This window comes from Nocardioides ungokensis (assembly GCF_013466985.1).
In the GTDB taxonomy this organism is placed as follows: Bacteria; Actinomycetota; Actinomycetes; order Propionibacteriales; family Nocardioidaceae; genus Nocardioides; species Nocardioides ungokensis.
Window position 1 is genome coordinate 4,354,753 of the sequence record NZ_CP059164.1, and the last position, 15,439, is coordinate 4,370,191.

15 protein-coding genes are annotated in these 15,439 nt (G+C 73.0%); 9 read left to right on the plus strand and 6 right to left on the minus strand.

Translation table 11 applies throughout. The features are described 5' to 3' along the window. The first annotated feature begins 14 nt into the window (after positions 1-14). Together H0S67_RS21590 and H0S67_RS21595 are read left to right on the plus strand one after the other, a co-directional pair. The gene (locus H0S67_RS21590; protein WP_180934721.1) at positions 15-830 is read left to right on the plus strand and encodes a maleylpyruvate isomerase family mycothiol-dependent enzyme; all 816 of its coding nucleotides are present in this window, start codon (positions 15-17) and stop codon (positions 828-830) included. Next, positions 830-1,768, plus strand: coding sequence for an oxidoreductase (locus H0S67_RS21595; RefSeq protein WP_180934722.1), 939 nt, complete (start codon positions 830-832; stop codon positions 1,766-1,768). The genes H0S67_RS21590 and H0S67_RS21595 overlap by 1 nt, the downstream gene beginning before the upstream one ends. On the opposite strand, the gene H0S67_RS21600 is transcribed toward H0S67_RS21595, so the two are convergent. Genes H0S67_RS21600 through H0S67_RS21625 form a run of 6 tightly spaced genes read right to left on the minus strand, consistent with a single transcriptional unit; the run spans position 1,759 to position 7,556 of the window. After that, positions 1,759-3,357, minus strand: a complete 1,599-nt coding sequence (locus H0S67_RS21600; RefSeq protein ID WP_180934723.1) for an SMP-30/gluconolactonase/LRE family protein — start codon at positions 3,355-3,357, stop codon at positions 1,759-1,761. The genes H0S67_RS21595 and H0S67_RS21600 overlap by 10 nt on opposite strands. Then, positions 3,354-4,148, minus strand: a complete 795-nt coding sequence (locus H0S67_RS21605; RefSeq protein ID WP_180934724.1) for a crotonase/enoyl-CoA hydratase family protein — start codon at positions 4,146-4,148, stop codon at positions 3,354-3,356. Before H0S67_RS21605 ends, H0S67_RS21600 begins: the two co-directional genes overlap by 4 nt. Positions 4,149-4,163: 15 nt before the next feature. Then, the gene (locus H0S67_RS27040) at positions 4,164-5,774 is read right to left on the minus strand and encodes a phospholipase D family protein (protein WP_180934725.1); all 1,611 of its coding nucleotides are present in this window, start codon (positions 5,772-5,774) and stop codon (positions 4,164-4,166) included. A gap of 53 nt (positions 5,775-5,827) precedes the next feature. Continuing rightward, positions 5,828-6,493 carry a GNAT family N-acetyltransferase gene (locus tag H0S67_RS21615; RefSeq protein WP_180934726.1) on the minus strand — a complete coding sequence of 222 codons (666 nt, stop codon included), beginning with the start codon at positions 6,491-6,493 and terminating at the stop codon, positions 5,828-5,830. Between the two features lie 9 nt (positions 6,494-6,502). After that, entirely contained in the window at positions 6,503-7,249 is a 747-nt protein-coding gene (locus tag H0S67_RS21620) for an ABC transporter permease (protein ID WP_246354949.1), read from the minus strand. Positions 7,250-7,271: 22 nt separating this feature from the next. Then, positions 7,272-7,556: a DUF2218 domain-containing protein gene (locus tag H0S67_RS21625; RefSeq protein WP_180934727.1), complete on the minus strand. Its 285-nt coding sequence runs from the start codon at positions 7,554-7,556 to the stop codon at positions 7,272-7,274. Positions 7,557-7,956: 400 nt separating this feature from the next. Between H0S67_RS21625 and H0S67_RS21630 the strand changes: the two genes are divergently transcribed. The 7 genes from H0S67_RS21630 (at position 7,957) to H0S67_RS21660 (ending at position 15,439) form a co-directional block, all read left to right on the plus strand. Beyond that, positions 7,957-8,448, plus strand: coding sequence for a cupin domain-containing protein (locus H0S67_RS21630; protein ID WP_180934728.1), 492 nt, complete (start codon positions 7,957-7,959; stop codon positions 8,446-8,448). A 63-nt stretch (positions 8,449-8,511) separates the two neighbouring features. Next, entirely contained in the window at positions 8,512-10,158 is a 1,647-nt protein-coding gene (locus tag H0S67_RS21635) for a phosphodiester glycosidase family protein (RefSeq protein ID WP_180934729.1), read from the plus strand. Positions 10,159-10,266: 108 nt separating this feature from the next. Beyond that, the gene (locus H0S67_RS21640) at positions 10,267-12,078 is read left to right on the plus strand and encodes a glycerophosphodiester phosphodiesterase family protein (RefSeq protein ID WP_246354950.1); all 1,812 of its coding nucleotides are present in this window, start codon (positions 10,267-10,269) and stop codon (positions 12,076-12,078) included. 92 nt (positions 12,079-12,170) lie between these two features. Further along, positions 12,171-12,932 (plus strand): alpha/beta hydrolase family protein, encoded by a 762-nt coding sequence (locus H0S67_RS21645; protein WP_180934730.1) that lies wholly within the window; start codon positions 12,171-12,173, stop codon positions 12,930-12,932. Positions 12,933-13,069: 137 nt separating this feature from the next. Continuing rightward, entirely contained in the window at positions 13,070-13,852 is a 783-nt protein-coding gene (locus H0S67_RS21650; protein WP_180934731.1) for an alpha/beta fold hydrolase, read from the plus strand. Between the two features lie 112 nt (positions 13,853-13,964). Beyond that, entirely contained in the window at positions 13,965-14,798 is an 834-nt protein-coding gene (locus tag H0S67_RS21655; protein ID WP_180934732.1) for an SCO6745 family protein, read from the plus strand. Positions 14,799-14,932: 134 nt separating this feature from the next. Next, the gene (locus H0S67_RS21660) at positions 14,933-15,439 is read left to right on the plus strand and encodes a DUF5956 family protein (RefSeq protein WP_180934733.1); all 507 of its coding nucleotides are present in this window, start codon (positions 14,933-14,935) and stop codon (positions 15,437-15,439) included.

The window sequence follows — 15,439 nt, forward strand, 5'->3', positions numbered from 1 at the left end:
TTAGGCTGCCGCCCATGACCGATCGGGAACGGCTGGCGGAGTACGTCGACATCTGGTGGCAGTCGGTCAACGACTTCCTCGACCTGCTCGAGCAGGTGCCCGCCGACCAGTGGGACACCCCGACCGACCTGCCCGGCTGGGACGTGCACGCCGTGGCCGCGCACATCGCGCACCTCGAGTCGGTGCTGGCCGGCAGCCCGGAGGAGACCGTCGAGGTCGGCGAGCCCGAGCACGTGACCGGCCTGATGGGCCTCTACACCGAGCAGGGCGTGGTCGCCCGGCGCGGGCGCATCCCCGACGAGCTGATCAACGAGATCCGTGAGGCCGCCACCGCCCGCCACACGGCGCTGCTGGCCGACCCGCCCACGGACGGGTCCGCCAAGCCGGAGCGGATCTTCGGCGGCGTGCCGTGGGACTGGGAGCGGCTGCTGCGCAACCGCCCGCTGGACGTGTGGATGCACGAGCAGGACATCCGCCGTGCCGTCGACCTGCCGGGCGGCATGGACTCCGCCGGTGCCCGCCACACCGCGGCCTACCTGGCCGAGAGCCTCGGCGTCGTGCTCGCCAAGCGGGTCGGCGCACCGGCCGGCACCAGCGCGGTCCTCGAGGTCGGCGGCCAGCCGCCGGTGGCCTTCGCGGTGTCCGACGCGGGCCGGGGCGTGCCGCTGCCGACCCTGCCGGACGACCCGACCGTGTGCCTGCGGCTGGAGCGCGAGGCGTTCGTGGTGCTCGCCGGCGGGCGACGCGAGCCGGAAGCCGGGTCGGTCGAGGTCAGCGGGGACGACGAGCTCGGCCGCCAGATCCTCGGCGCCCTCGCGGTCACGCCCTGATGACCCCGCACACCGACCCCTGGCGGCTCGAGGACATCCCGGACCAGGCCGGCCGCACCGTCCTGGTCACCGGCACGACGCTGGGCGGCCTGGGCCACCACACCGCGCTCGAGCTCGCCCGTCGTGGCGCGCGCGTGGTGCTGGCCGGGCGCACGCCCGGGCGCCTCGCCGACACCGAGCGGACGATCCTCGACGAGGTGCCGAAGGCCGAGCTGGAGCTGCTGGTCGTCGACCTGGCCGACCAGGGGTCGATCCGGCGCGCGGCGATGGAGGCCGCGGCGTACGGGCCGATCGACGTGCTGGTCAACAACGCCGGCGTGATGGGCACGCCCTACGAGCGCACCGTCGACGGGCTCGAGCTGCAGATGGCCACCAACCACTTCGGGCCGTTCCTGCTGACGGGGCTGCTGCTGCCGCAGCTGGTCGCGAGCAACGCCGCCACCGTGGTCACCGTCAGCTCGCTGATGCACCGGGTGGCCAGGTCGGCCCCGCTGGGCGACCCGCGAGCACCGGAGGGCCACTACCGGCGCTGGCCCACCTACGCGCGCTCCAAGCTCGCCAACCTGCTCTTCACCCACGAGCTCGACCGGCGCGCACGGCGCGCGGAGCTGCCCGTCAAGGCGCTCGCCGCGCACCCCGGCTTCGCCGGCACCCACCTGGCCGCGAACGGGCGGTACGGCCGGGCCAGCGGCGGCCTCGCCTCGATCCTCGACGCCGGGATCAAGGCGATCTCGCAGCCGGCGGACATGGGCGCCTGGCCCACCCTGATGGCCGCGACCGCCGACCTGCCCGGCTCGACGTACTGCGGCCCGAGCGGCTGGGCCGAGCAGCGCGGCCTCCCCGCCGTCGTCTCCAGCACCCGGCTCTCCCACGACGAGGCCGCCCAGCGGCGGCTCTGGGAGATCAGCGAGGACACCACCGGGGTCCGCTACCCCTGAGTGGAGCGGTCGCGCACCCGCACCAGCCCGCCCACGGTGCCGACGTAGGCCGAGCCGTCGCGGGTCAGGGTGACGGCGGAGTGGTGGTTGTTCATCAACGCGCCGAGGCCGGTGCGGACCTTGAAGACGCTCCGGCCGGTGCGTGCGTCGATCGCGGTGAGGTACCACGCGTTGGCGCCCCACCAGCTGTGCGGCTTGGTGTAGGTGTAGAGCAGTCCGTTGGCCCGTGACAGCTTGGGCACCGAGGAGGGGGCCACCTCGTCGGAGGTCCACCGCACCGAGCAGTCCCCGTCGGCCACGTCCACCCGCGCCAGGCCGCCGTCGGCGGTCATCCCGAACGCCGTGCTGAGCGGGCCGCCGTAGCCGTGGTTGTTCTCCACGATGACGCCGGTGCCGACCGAGACCAGGGAGCTCTCGGTGGCGCTCTCGTCGTCGCCGAACACGGCCGACCGGCAGACCTCGTCGCCGCTGTCGGTCCGGTAGAACACCACGTCCATCCGCGGGTCGGCGTTGTCGGTGATCGCGACCAGGCCGCCGGGCAGCAGGGTCGGCGTGGTGCCGCTGCCCCGGCTGAGCTGGCCGGACTTCTGCTCGCTGCCCCGGTCGTACGCCGTCCGCCAGGTCACCGCCGGTCGGCCGGAGGGGCCCACGTCGAGTCGGTAGAGGGCGTGGGTCGTGACGACGTAGGCATCGTTCCCGTCGACGGCGAAGGAGTTCGCGATCTCCTCGCCGAGGTCGAGCACGCGCACCCGCCCCGACGACTGGTCGATGGTCCCGACCCGGCCCTGCTGCGTGGTCCACCAGATGCGACCGTCCCGGTCCGGCATCAGCGCGACCAGGCAGTCGTGGTCGGGCACCTGCGAGGTGAGGTCGTAGCTCGCCTCGGTCGTCAGGTCGGGGTCGCCGTCGGCGTCGGACGTGGCGACGACGAGCACCCGCCGGTCAGTGGTGGCGACGACCGCGCGGTCCCGGTCGTCGAGGAAGAAGTAGCCGCCGGCGCACAGGTCCTCGCTCGACCCGGTGCCGGTGTCGCCGCTACCCGGGAGCTCCTTGGTCGCGACCGGGTTCATCGAGTCGGGGTCGATCACGTGCAGGGACCGACCGTGCAGGTCCCCGCAGAGCCCGACCAGCCGGTCGTGGGAGTCGACGGCGAGGCCCGCGCACTCCTCCAGGCCGAACCATGACGTGTCCACCCCGGGCGACTCCCCCAGCGGGCCGGACCAGGGGTAGGTGTCGGTCGCCCAGGCGTCGTCGTGCACCGAGCCGGTGCCGTTGGCGGCCAGGTGTGGCTGCTGCGGCACCTCCATCCGGATCGGGCGCACGGCGGCCGGCCGGCCGACGTACCCGGGAGTGACCAGGGCGCCGGGACCCGGCGGGATCGGCAGCCAGCCGTCCGGGACCAGCCAGACGAGGCCTGCCAGCGCCAGCACCGCGGCGGCCACGGCGGCCACCGCCCGCCACGTCGGCCGCATCCACGCCCGCACCCGGGGAACGAGCAGCGTCGCCAGCGCCGCCGGCAGCACCCACGGCCCGAGCGCGAGCCAGAGCAGGCCCACCCCCAGCAGGGTGAGCGAGCGCTGGAACCTCATCGACCCCGGGGCCCGAACGCCGGGGCGACCTTGCGGAAAGCCGCCTCCCGGGCGACCTTGGTGTTGCGCGCGGCCAGCAGGCGCGCCTGCTCGATCCGCTCCCGGGCGAACGTACGCCGCGCGCTCGCGGTCCAGGTGTCGTCGAAGAGCCGCTTCGCGGCGGCGAGCTGGTCGGGTGAGCGGACCAGCAGCTGGTCGACGAGCTCGGCGGCCGCGGACAACGGGTCGTCGGCGAGCCCGGTGACGAGCCCCAGCTCGTGCGCCCGCTCGCCGGTGATGGTCTCGGCGGTCATCGTGAGCCGCTTGGCGGTGTCGATGCCGACCAGCTGCGCCAGGCTGCGGATGCCCGACATGTCGGGGATGATCCCCCACCTGCCCTCGAGCACCGACCAGCGCGAGTCCGGGGTCGCGAAGCGGAAGTCGGCGGCCAGCGCGATCTGCAGGCCACCGCCGAGGCAGTGCCCGTGCACCGCCGCGACGACCGGGACCGGCAGCCGACGCCAGGCCCAGCAGGCCTCCTGGAACGTGTTGGTCCCCCGCCAGGGCCGGGGCACGAAGCTGGTCACGATCTTCGCCGGCTGCCGGAGCACCGACCCGAAGTCGAGCCCCGCGCAGAACGCGTCACCCTCGCCGGCGACCACCACGGCACGCAGCGTCCGGTCGCGCCGCAGCCGGTGCGCCGTGGCCACCAGCTCGTCGAGGATCTCCAGGGTCAGCGCGTTCAGCTTGTCCGGCCGGTCGAGCCGGACCTGAGCGACGCCGTTCTCCACCGTGCAGCTCACCTGGCCCATGGCAGAAGCCTATGGTCAGAAGCGGTCGGTCTTCCGCAGGCTCCGGGGACGGCCGTCGGGGTCGTGCAGGGTGAGGTACGCCGGGAGCGCGAGCGTCCGGGCCACGGAGCCCAGCTCCGGCGGCTGGAGCCGACGCAGGCGCCCCGGGGGCCGGGGGCCGACCCGGCCGGAGTCGTGCCAGCGGTCGAGGTCGGCCGCGGCGTCGGCGTACGCCGCGAAGAGGCCCTCGGGCTCGATGCAGTCGCCCATCACGTCCAGCAGGGAGTCGGGGTCGTCGACGACCCGGTCCAGGTGCTCCGCGGCGAGCGTGAGCCGCAGCCGGCGGGCGTAGGCGTGCGGGTCCGGCCCCTGGTCGACCACCACGGCGGACAGCTCGGAGTCGTGGGTCCACGAGCGCCGGTTGAAGTTGTCGGAGCCGATGGTGGCCCAGGTGTCGTCGACCACGCAGCACTTGGCGTGCACGTAGACGGGCGTGCCGGCGTGGTTCTCGATCCCGAAGACGGCCACCCGGTCCGGCGCGGCACCCATCATCTCCAGCATCGCCCGGCGCCGGCCCAGCAGCTGCGGGGTGCGGGAGAAGGCCCCGTCGAGGTCGGGGTGGAGCGGGACCACCGCGACCACGTGCAGGCCGGGGTTGTCGCGCAGCGCCTGGGTGAAGACGTTGCCGATGTGGTGTCCCCAGAGGTACTGGTCCTCGAGGTAGACCAGCCTCCGGGCCCGGCCCACGGCCTTGGTGTAGCCGCGGGCCACGCTGCGCTCCCCTCCGTTGGCGAAGGGGTAGTCGCGGTCCAGGCGCAGGTCCGGGTAGGTCCGCAGTAGCTGGACGGCGTGCGTGCCGCCCTCGACCGCCGGGGGCGGGGGTGCCTGCTCGGGCATCGGGTCCGGGCTCAGGTCGAGGCCTCCCACCCGGTCCTTGAGGTAGCGCAGCGGACTGCGGCTCAGCGGGGTCGGGTCCTCCCAGCGCTCGCGGAAGACCGTCTCCACGTCGTGCACGGCAGGCCCGGTGATCGCGGCCTGGATGTCGTGCCAGGGCGGGGTGTCGCCGTACTCCTTCGCCAGCTCCATCGCCTGCGGGTCGCCGTGGTGGTCCGCGTCGTCTCGGCGCGAGTGGCACAGGTCGATGCCGCCCACGAAGGCGATGTCGCGCGTCGGGTCGTCGCGGTGCCGGATCACCACCATCTTCTGGTGGTGGGAGCCGCCGGCCCGCACCCGCATGTCGAGCAGCGCCTCGGCCCCGCGGGCCTGGAGCTTCTCGCCGAGGTGGCGGTTCTCCTGCGAGGTGAAGCCGAAGGCCTCCGAGTGCGAGCGCCAGACCAGGCCGCGGACGTCCACGCCGCGCTCGTCGGCGCGGCAGAGCACCTCGCCGACCTCGCTGCCGGGCTCGCCGGTGAGCCGCTCGTCGAAGTCCCCCTGCCAGTCGGTGAAGAGGACCAGATCGCCCGCGCGCGTCGCCTCGAGGCGCTCGTGGAGCTCGGCGAAGTACGTCGCCCCGTGGATCAGCGGGCGGACCAGGTTGCCCTCGGACCAGGCCCGGTCCCCCGGGTGCACGTCGTCGAGCCGGGTCCTGGGATTGCCTCGCTCGGCCTGCGTGAGCAGCCAGTCGGTGGGGTCCTGCGCATGGGTCACCCCACCCACCCTGCCGCACTTTGCTGTGGAGCGGACCTCCCGGGTCGATGCGGCTACCCGTCCAGCCCCAGCAGGCGGCGCACGCCGTCGAGCCCGTGCACGGTCAGCGGGTGCGGGGGCCGTACGAACCGGTCGGGCCGCAGCACGAGGTCGTGCATGGTCGCGAGCCGGCCGCGGCGCTCGAGGCGACGGCTGCCGTTGGCGACGTAGCCGACCTTCCGGCTGACCGCGAGGGACGCCGGGTTGTCCGACCAGGCCCCGGAGGTCACCTCCGCGGCCCCGAGGTGGTCGAAGGCGAACGCGCACACGGTCTGCCGCATCAACGTCCCGATCCCTCGGCCCTGGTGGCGCTGCCCGAGCCACGAGCCGCTCTCGGTGCTGCGGGTGACCGGGAAGTCGATCGCGCTGATGCCTTGGACACCGACGAGCTCCCCGTCGTGGCGCACCACGAACTGCAGCTCCCACCTAGCCGGGGTGAGGTCCGCGCGGGTTCGCCAGTAGTAGAGGGCACAGGCGCGCCCCAGCTCGGCGGCGGGAACGTCCGTCCACGGGACCGAGAACGGCATCTGCTCGGGCGGGTGGATGCCCGCTGCGGCCAGCTCGGCGACGTCCGGGATGTCCACGTCCCGGATCGGGCGCAGCTCGAGCGGTCCCGCGGTCACGACCAGGCCGAAGGGCGGCCAGAGCTCGGCCAGGCGGTTCTGCACGTCGTCGGACATGGACCGACCCTAGGCGCCAGTGACGACGTACGGCGTGCGCCCGGCCAGGCGGGTGACGACGATGCCGGTGACGGTCATGGTCAGGGCGATGCCGGCCAGCACGACGAGCTGGAACTGGGCCGCGGTCGCGGGGCTGGCCCCACCGAACAGCGCGCCGACGAAGGCGCCCGGCAGGGTGACCAGGCCGGTGGACTTGGTCTGGTCGAGCGTGGGCAGCAGCGACTCGCGGACCGCCTCCCGGCCGATCGCCTCGTGCGCCTGCGCCGGCGTGGCCCCGAGCGAGAGCCACGCCTCGATCTCGTCCTTGCGGGCCCGGGAGCCACGCAGGAAGTTCCGTCCGGCCAGGGTGGCGGCCGACATCGAGTTGCCGATGATGATGCCGCCGACCGCGACCAGGTAGCGCACCTGGAGGTCGACGAGCCGCAGCCCGAAGATCACCACCAGCGTCAGCAGCGCTCCGGCGAGCACCCCGAGGACCGCCGTACGCCGTCCGTGCCACAGCTCGCGCAGGCGGCCCATCGCCGTCCAGGAGGCGGTGGTCAGCATCAGCAGGATGAAGCCTGCCACCGTCCACGGGACGCTGAGGATGCCCCGCAGGAGCAGGGCGATGACGGTCAGCTGGACGACGGCGCGTCCGATCGCCCAGAGCGGGAAGAGCCCGAGCCCGACGCCGGCCCAGCGGCCGAGCAGCAGCGTGAGGCCCGTCATGGCCATCAGCCCGGCGACGAACCAGGCATAGTCCACGGCGGTGCTCACCGTGGCATTGTGCCCGTCGCCCTCACAGGTGCCAGACGACGTTCAGCTCCTCGCGCTGGCCGAAGCGCTCGAGGTGGGCCTTGACGACCTGCGCGAACCGCGCGGCGTCGTCCCCCTCGGGCACCGTGACCTCGACCTCGAGGGAGCCGTCGACGGGGCGGAGCACCAGCACCTGGCCGGTGTTCCACCGCTGCACGGTCACCCCTTCCTCGGTCGAGACGGGCCCGCGCTCGGACCAGTGGCTGACGAGCTGCTTGGCGTAGCGCTCGGGTCGATCGGTGGCCATCGAGCCGTTGACGGTGGTCATCTGCTCCCCCTGCTGTGTCTCGGTGGGGAGATCATGCCGGGCGGATGGTCATGCCGGAAGGGACGCAGGACCCGTAGTTCCGGTTCGCCTGGGATCCGGCGGGCGGGGAGTCCACCGACGCCACCACGGCGGTCGCGGGTCCGTACGCCGCGGATCTGCTTCGCGGAGCGCGTGCTCACGGCGGTGCCGCTCGGCGGTCCGGACCGCCTCGGCGTTGGCGCGGCGGGCGTGGTCGAGGGCGATGGCGGGGTTCACGGTGAGGGGGTTCATGTCCTCGAGAGTCGTCGTAAGACGGGGCCGGCACATCGGGCGGATGACGTACTCGCCCGCCCGTCCGGCGCCCTGAGGTACCCAGTTTCGGGCGATGAAGCGGTCCCGCCCCGGGGCGTAGCGTCCTGCCATGTCCTACCCCGAGCCGTCGTACCTCGGCAGTGGCGGTGAGGTCACCGCGCGCTTCCGCCCGGTCGACACCCCGCCCGAGCTGCCCCGTCCCGGCGGCGGCGCGGCGAGCTACCTCGCGACCGGCGCCACGACCGGGGGCCGGTTCGGGCTCTACCGCTGGGACATGGGGCCGGAGCCGGGTGGCGCCAACGCGCACTTCCACCGCACGATCAGCGAGTCGTTCTTCGTGCTGTCAGGCACGGTGCGGCTGTTCGACGGCACCGACTGGGTCGACTCGCGCCCCGGCGACTTCGCCTACGTGCCGGAGGGCGGCCTGCACGGCTTCCGCAACGAGTCCGGGGAGCCGGCCTCGTTGCTCATCCTGTTCACGCCGGGAGCGCCCCGGGAGGCGTACTTCGAGGGGCTCGTCGAGCTCGCCGAGGGTCGTTGGCAACCGGGCAGGGAGGAGCTGCAGGCGTTCTTCGAGGAGCACGACAACTTCTACGTCTAGCCGTTCACCCTGCGGACGCCCGGGGGTTCCGCGCACGTAGCCGCGGCCCCTACGGTCGGTCGGATGAGTGCTCCCTCACCCGTCCCTGCCCGAGTACGACGCTTCTCGATCGCCCTGGTCGGCCTCGCCGCCGCGGCGACAACGGCGGCCCCGCCCGTGGCGCTCGCGGCGCCCGACCAGGTCGCCTCGTCCGCGAGTCCGAGCGGCTCCCCGCAACCGCTGGACCTGGGCCCCGCCGGCCTGCCCGAGTCACGGCGTACGACCACGCTGCAGCCCGGCGTCACGCTGACCCGCATCGACCGCGGGGAGGCGGACCCGAGCCTGTTCTGGACCAACGAGATCGCCATCCCCGCGACCACGACCTCGCCCGACCCCGATGCACCGCCGCGCTCGCTCTCCGACCACGACAGCGCCCAGGCTGAGGCCGATCGACTGCAGTCCGAGGGCTTCACCGCCCGGGTGGAGGCGGTCCGACAGCCCGAGACGGCGGACGTCCCCGCCGGCACCCTGGGCTACCGGGTCCGCGTCGGCAACTACCCCAACCAGGCCGCGGCCGACGCCGGGAAGGAGCGCCTGGCCCGGGCGGGCGAGACCGCGAGCAGCGTCTACACCGGCTGGGACGGCGACTCCTCCGACCGCGGCCCCTGGCACGTGGACGTGCTGCGCATCGATCCGAAGACGTTCACCGGGCGGCTCGACGGCTCCTTCGGCCCCGACCTCTACCGCCGGGAGACCACGTCGCAGCTCGCCCAGGCAGCCGGAGCCACGGCCGGGGTGAACGCCGGGTTCTTCGTGCTGGACCCCGCCTCCGGGGCGCCCGGTGACCCGGCCGGCGCCGGCGTCTACGACGGCCGCGTTCTGTCGGAGTCGACGAACGGTCGCCCCGCGCTGGTGCTGCACGACAACGCCCGGGGCAGCGCCGTACGCCGGCTGACGTGGGCCGGGGTGGCCACCATCGGCGGCCGGGCGACCCGGCTCGACGGCATCGACCGGGTCCCCGGCCTGGTGCGCAACTGCGGCGGCGACGCGACCGACAGCCCCACGGACCTCCCGCTCCACGACCTCACCTGCACCGACGGCAGCGAGCTGGTGGCGTTCACGCCCGACTACGGGCAGGGCACCCCCTCCGGCGACGGGCGTGAGGTGGTGCTCGAGCACGGGGTGGTGACCGCCGTGCACGAGAGCCGGGGCACGACGCTCGCCCCGGGGCAGACGTCTCTCCAGGCCACGGGTGACGACACCGCGCTCCTCGACGGGGTCCAGGTCGGCGACGAGATCCCGGTGCGCGCCCGCCTCGAGGCCGGCGGCTCCCCGCTCGCCACGCCGAGGGGCACCACGGTCAGCAACGGCGGACCGCAGCTGGTCCGCGACGGCCGGGTCGACATCACCCAGCGCCGCGACGGCTTCGTGCACCCGGGCGACCCGAGCTTCGCCTACGGCTGGTTCGTGAAGCGCAACCCGCGCACCCTCGCCGGCGTCGACGCGCAGGGGCGCACGGTGCTGGTCACCGTCGACGGCCGCTCCACGCAGGACCTCGGCCTCTCGATCCCCGAGGCCGCCGACGTGGCGCGATCGCTCGGCGTCGTCGACGCGATCAACCTCGACGGGGGCGGCTCGACCACCATGGTCGCGGACGGGCAGGTCATCAACCACCCCTCCGACGCGACCGGCGAACGACCGGTCGGCGACGCGCTGCTGATCCAGCCCTGACCACCCGGGCCGCTGTCCGGGCACCCGGAACGAGCCGCCTCACACCGGTCGCGCGCACGCCGTACGCCGTTCACCGCGGCGTACGGCGTGCTGCGCAGGCTCTGCCGCATGATGACTCGGAACATCACGGGCGGCCTCGCCCTCCTCCTCGGCGCGGTCGTCGCGACCGTGCCCGTCCAACCGGCCCCCGCCCAGGCGGCCTCCACCTCCCAGACCCGACCCACCTTCGACCTGCAGGCCCACCGCGGCGGCATCGGCCTGACGGTCGAGAACACGTTGGCGTCCTTCGACCGCGCGATCCGCCTGGGGGTCAGCACCCTCGAGCTCGACGTCCAGATCACCCAGGACGGCCAGGCCGTGGTCACCCACGACCGCCAGGTCAACGGCTCCAAGTGCCAGGACACCCACCCGGCCACCCCCGGTGACCCCGAGTACCCCTACGTCGGCAAGTACGTCGACACCCTCACCCTCGCCCAGGTCCGCACGCTCGACTGCGGCAGCCAGACGCTGTCGGACTTCCCGCAGCAGCAGGCCTCGCCCGGAGAGCGGATGCCGCTGCTGAGCGAGGTGTTCGACCTGGTGAAGGCCTACGACGCGGACTCGGTCAAGCTCAACGTGGAGAGCAAGGTCGAGGCGGGCGCTCCCAGCGAGACCGCGCCGCGCGAGCAGTTCGTGCAGGTCATCGATCACGAGATCCGGGCTGCCGACATCGCCCGTCAGGTGACGATCCAGAGCTTCGACTGGGGCTCCCTGATGCGCATGAAGCAGGTGGACCCGCGGCTGCCGCTGGTCGCCCTGACGAACTACGACTTCCTCCAGACCGGCCAGCCCGGCAAGTCCCCGTGGCTCGGCGGCCTCGACATCGACGACTTCGGCGGGGACCCGCTCAAGGCGATCGACAGCTTCGGCGCCTCGTCGTTCTCCCCCGTCCACGGCTTCCCGCAGAACGGCAAGGTCACCGACCCCGACTACAAGCCCTACGTCACGAAGTCGATGGTCGACGAGGCGCACGGGCTCGGGATCACGGTCATCCCGTGGACGGTCGACGACGAGCCGACGATGAACAAGCTCATCGACGACGGCGTCGACGGCCTGATCACCGACTACCCGGACCGGCTCCGCGGCGTCCTCGCCGACCGTGGCTTCGCGCTCCCGAGGGCGTACGACACCGCCTCCCAGGCCGAGCCGCTGCAGCGGGCCCACGCGCACAACGACTACGAGCACCAGCACCCGCTGCAGGACGCGCTCGACCACGGCTTCGCCAGCGTGGAGGCGGACGTCTGGCTCGTGGACGGCCAGCTGCTGGTCGCCCACGACCGCGACCAGGTGGTGGCCGGCCGCACGCTCGAGAGCCTCTACCTCTCGCCCCTGGAGGCCCGCCGGAAGATGGACGGCGGCACGGAGTACCCGGGGTGGAACGGCAACTTCCAGCTCCTCATCGACGTGAAGTCCGATGCCGGCCCGACCTGGGCGGCCATCGACGAGGTGCTGCGTGAGCACCCCGGCCTGATGACGACCTTCACGGCCGACAGCTCCGACAAGGGCGCGGTCACCGCGGTCATCAGCGGCAACCGGGACCGCGCGGCGATGCTCGCCGAACCCACCAGGTACGCCGGGTACGACGGCCGGCTCGGCGACCTGTCCTCCGGGACGCCGGCGTCGTTCATGCCGCTGGTCAGCGACAACTGGACGAACACCTTCACCTGGGACGGCAACGGCCCGATGCCCGCGGCCGAGGAGCAGAGGCTGCGCGACATCGTGGCGCGGGCGCACCAGCAGGGGTACCGGCTGCGCTTCTGGGCCACCCCCGACCAGGCGGGTCCGGCTCGCGACCGGGTGTGGTCGAAGCTCGTCGAGGTCGGGGTGGACCAGATCAACACCGACGACCTGGCCGGCCTGGAGCGCTTCCTCGACCGGTGACACGAGGTGCCGGGGCCGCCACGCTGCTGGACGGCCCCGGCCCCCACGAGACGGGTCACGGCGACCCGTCGGATTCTGTGAGGATGGGCGCCGTGGCCGAGCGGGTGTTCTTCTCCAGCACGAGCGGACCCAGGCTCGGTGGCCTGATCGACCATCCCGAGGGACCGGCTCGCGGGTGGGGCGTGTTCTCCCACGGCTTCACGCTGGGCAAGGACTGCCCGGCCGCCAGCCGGATCTGCAAGCAGTTGGCCGCGGAGGGCATCGGGATGCTGCGCTTCGACAACCTCGGCCTCGGCGACTCCGAGGGCGACTGGGGCGACGGGTCGTTCTCCCACAAGGTCGCCGACACCGCGCAGGCGGCGAGGTTCATGAACGACTCCGGCCGCGAGGTGCGCCTGCTGGTGGGCCACTCCTTCGGCGGTGCTGCGGTGATCGCCGCGGCCCACGAGGTCGACTCGGTGCGCGCGGTGGCGAGCGTCGGGGCGCCGTACGAGCCGAGCCACGTCGAGCACAACTACGACGCCCTCGTGGAGCGGATCCTCGCCGATGGCGAGGCTCCCTTCCTGGTCGGCGGCAAGGCCCTCACCCTGCGGCGCGACTTCATCGAGGACGTGCGCGTCGCCGACCTGCGCGAGCAGATCCGCACCCTGCACCGAGCGCTGCTGGTCATGCACTCCCCGACCGACAACACCGTGGGCATCGCCAACGCGAGCGAGATCTTCCGCGCGGCGCGACATCCGCGCAGCTTCGTGTCGCTCGAGGGCGCCGACCACCTGCTCACCGGCCGTGACCAGGCCCAGCGGGCGGCCCGCATCATCAGCGCCTGGGCCGATCCCTACCTCGCGGAGCGGTGAGCTGCGGACGCTGGTCCGCGGATGACTACTCGAGGGCATGACACCGGCCCGCGCACCGTGCCAGATTCGAGCTGCGGCGCCTCACCACAGTCAGCCCACTCTCGAATCTCGAGGGAGGTCGTGGTTCGGAGGTTGCCATGAGGAGTGCCTGGGAGGTCCTGGTCGCCGGCCCCGAGGACGCGGCCCGATCGGTCCTGCTCCTGCCGGGAGGAGCCAACGCGGCCCGATCCTTCGACTTGGTGATGGCGGATCCGGCGCTGTCCGGAGTGCGCCTGGTGGCCACGACGCTGCCGGGCATGGCAGGCGCCCCGCTGAGCGCCGACGTGTCCGTCCCGGCACTGGCCCGGACCGCGGGAGAGCTGGCCAAGGAACACAGGTGCGACGTGCTCGTGGGCTTCTCCCACGGCGCCACGGTTGCTCTGGAGATGCTCCTGTCAGGTCACTTCCATGGCCCGGTCGTGCTGCTGGGCATCAGCCTGACCACGGAGGACGAGGCCGGGTTCTTCCGCGCCGCCGTACGGGTGTCGCAGCGGGTGGGAAGCTGGCCGTTCGCGATCCTGCTCCGGTTCCTGCCCCAGATGGCAAAGTCCGCCAAGACACCCGCCCCGCACAAGCGGGACCTGATCGAGGACCTCAAGCAGAACAGGGCGGGCGACTCGGTCAAGGTCAGCGGCGCGTACCTCGACTACATCGACGCCGGCCGGGACTACGCGGCCGAGCTCGCGGCAACGGGCAGCCCGGTGTGGGTCGTCCACGCCGAGAAGGGCGACGGCGGCCTCACCGACCAGGAGCGCGCCACCCTCGAGGCGGCGGACAACGTGACCCTGGTGACCCTCCCGGGCTCGGTGTTCCTCCTCCCGGACGAGGCTCCCGGAGAGACTGCGAGGGTGATCGCCGACGCCCTCGCGAAGGTGACCTGACCGCAGGCCGGGCCGGATCGTTGCGACGTTGTCGTTTCGCGGTCGCCCTGCTCGTTGCACTGGTGAGAGACCGCCCCGCGAGGGGCGCGGTCGCGAGCAGAGGACGTCACAGATGCAGCACCAGGAGCCGGTCGCGCGCCGCCTGTACGACCTGACCGAGCCGATCTCGCTGGTCAACTTCTTCTCCGAGGAGCCGAACCAGTCGATGGCGGAGCTCGGCTTCCCCGACTACTGGGACGGCTACTTCGCGGGACGCTCTGCGCCGCTCGGCCGGGTCCCGGCCACCGTGGTCGACGCGGCCTTCTACAGCTTCGCCGACGGCGAGGTGGCCCGCCACATCCCCAAGGTCTGGGACACGACGACACCGGAGGCGGCCCACGCCGCGCGTGAACGGGGCTGCGTCGCGGCGCTGCGGCGGATCCTCGGCGACCTCGTCGAGGCTCCGGCGTTCGCGTGCGCCGCCGAGCTCCTCGCCAAGGCCTCGGTCAGCGCCCCGGTCGAGGGACGGATCATGTACGCCGCGCTCCGCGCGCTCCCGGTGCCCGAGGAGCCCGTGGCCCGGCTCTGGCACGCGGCCAACATGCTGCGCGAGCACCGCGGGGACGGGCACGTCGTCGCGCTCGTCTCCGAGCGGATCGGCGGGACCGAGGCCCACGTGCTCAGTGCGCTCGCGATGGGCATCTACCCGGCGGAGTCGTTCGGCCGCATCCACCACCTGCCACGAGCCCGTCTGACCGAGGTCATGGACGGCCTGCGCGATCGCGGCCTCCTCGATGCCTCGGGCCACCTGACCGAGGTCGGGTGTGCGACCAAGGGCCGGATCGAGTCACTGACCGATGCCCTGGCGGAAACTCCGTACGACGGGCTGAAGCCGTTCGAGCTCGACCGGCTGGTGGCCCTGCTCGAGCCCATCTCCGACCGACTCCGGGCCGCGGGATCGCAGTAGGACGCGGTTGCCTCCACATGGGCTGTGGCGGTGAGTCGCGTGCTGGACGAGGGGCCGTTCTTCCGCGGCACGAAAGCCGATCTGCGGTGGGCGAGACTCGGATTGCTCCTGAACGTCAGGGCTACCCTCGTGGCGTGGTCGACGTGGACTGGGGCTTCGACGAGGAACCGGACGACTTCGGGGTCCGCGGACTCCAGTGGGTCCCGGTCGACTCGGACCACGCGGACGACCTCGAAGAGGTCGCGGCCGCCCGACGACAGGGCTGGTTCCCGCTCGGCGAAGCACCGCTCTGGTGCTTCGTCCCGGCCGTGTGGCCGCGCGCTGCCCGAGCCTGGATCCGTGACCGCCGCGTCCGACATGCGAGCAGGCAACGGACCGGCAAGCCAGTCGAGCGACTGCCGTGGACGGCGGCCGACTACTCCGAGACCGAGAACGACTACAACCGGTTCCTCGACGGCCTCCTCGTGCCCCCGCGTCCTGGCGGAAGGATCTGGGTGCTGCGGCCGCCGGCCGGCTTCAACACCCTCCAGGACGTCCTCGACGACATCTGGAGCGGCTGGGAGGAAGCCAGTGGCGGGGAGACCACACCGGGCCCGGAACTCGTCGAGCACGCCGCGCGCAGGCTGCGCGAGCTCCTCTGA

Coding starts and splice junctions, on each gene's coding strand:
- H0S67_RS21605 (WP_180934724.1), bottom strand. CDS start 4,148: ATGGGCCAGGTGAGCTGCACGGTGGAGAACGGCGTCGCTCAGGTCCGG.
- H0S67_RS21625 (WP_180934727.1), bottom strand. CDS start 7,556: ATGACCACCGTCAACGGCTCGATGGCCACCGATCGACCCGAGCGCTAC.
- H0S67_RS21600 (WP_180934723.1), bottom strand. CDS start 3,357: ATGAGGTTCCAGCGCTCGCTCACCCTGCTGGGGGTGGGCCTGCTCTGG.
- H0S67_RS21650 (WP_180934731.1), top strand. CDS start 13,070: ATGAGGAGTGCCTGGGAGGTCCTGGTCGCCGGCCCCGAGGACGCGGCC.
- H0S67_RS21590 (WP_180934721.1), top strand. CDS start 15: ATGACCGATCGGGAACGGCTGGCGGAGTACGTCGACATCTGGTGGCAG.
- H0S67_RS21615 (WP_180934726.1), bottom strand. CDS start 6,493: ATGTCCGACGACGTGCAGAACCGCCTGGCCGAGCTCTGGCCGCCCTTC.
- H0S67_RS21595 (WP_180934722.1), top strand. CDS start 830: ATGACCCCGCACACCGACCCCTGGCGGCTCGAGGACATCCCGGACCAG.
- H0S67_RS21630 (WP_180934728.1), top strand. CDS start 7,957: ATGTCCTACCCCGAGCCGTCGTACCTCGGCAGTGGCGGTGAGGTCACC.
- H0S67_RS21655 (WP_180934732.1), top strand. CDS start 13,965: ATGCAGCACCAGGAGCCGGTCGCGCGCCGCCTGTACGACCTGACCGAG.
- H0S67_RS21635 (WP_180934729.1), top strand. CDS start 8,512: ATGAGTGCTCCCTCACCCGTCCCTGCCCGAGTACGACGCTTCTCGATC.
- H0S67_RS21640 (WP_246354950.1), top strand. CDS start 10,267: ATGATGACTCGGAACATCACGGGCGGCCTCGCCCTCCTCCTCGGCGCG.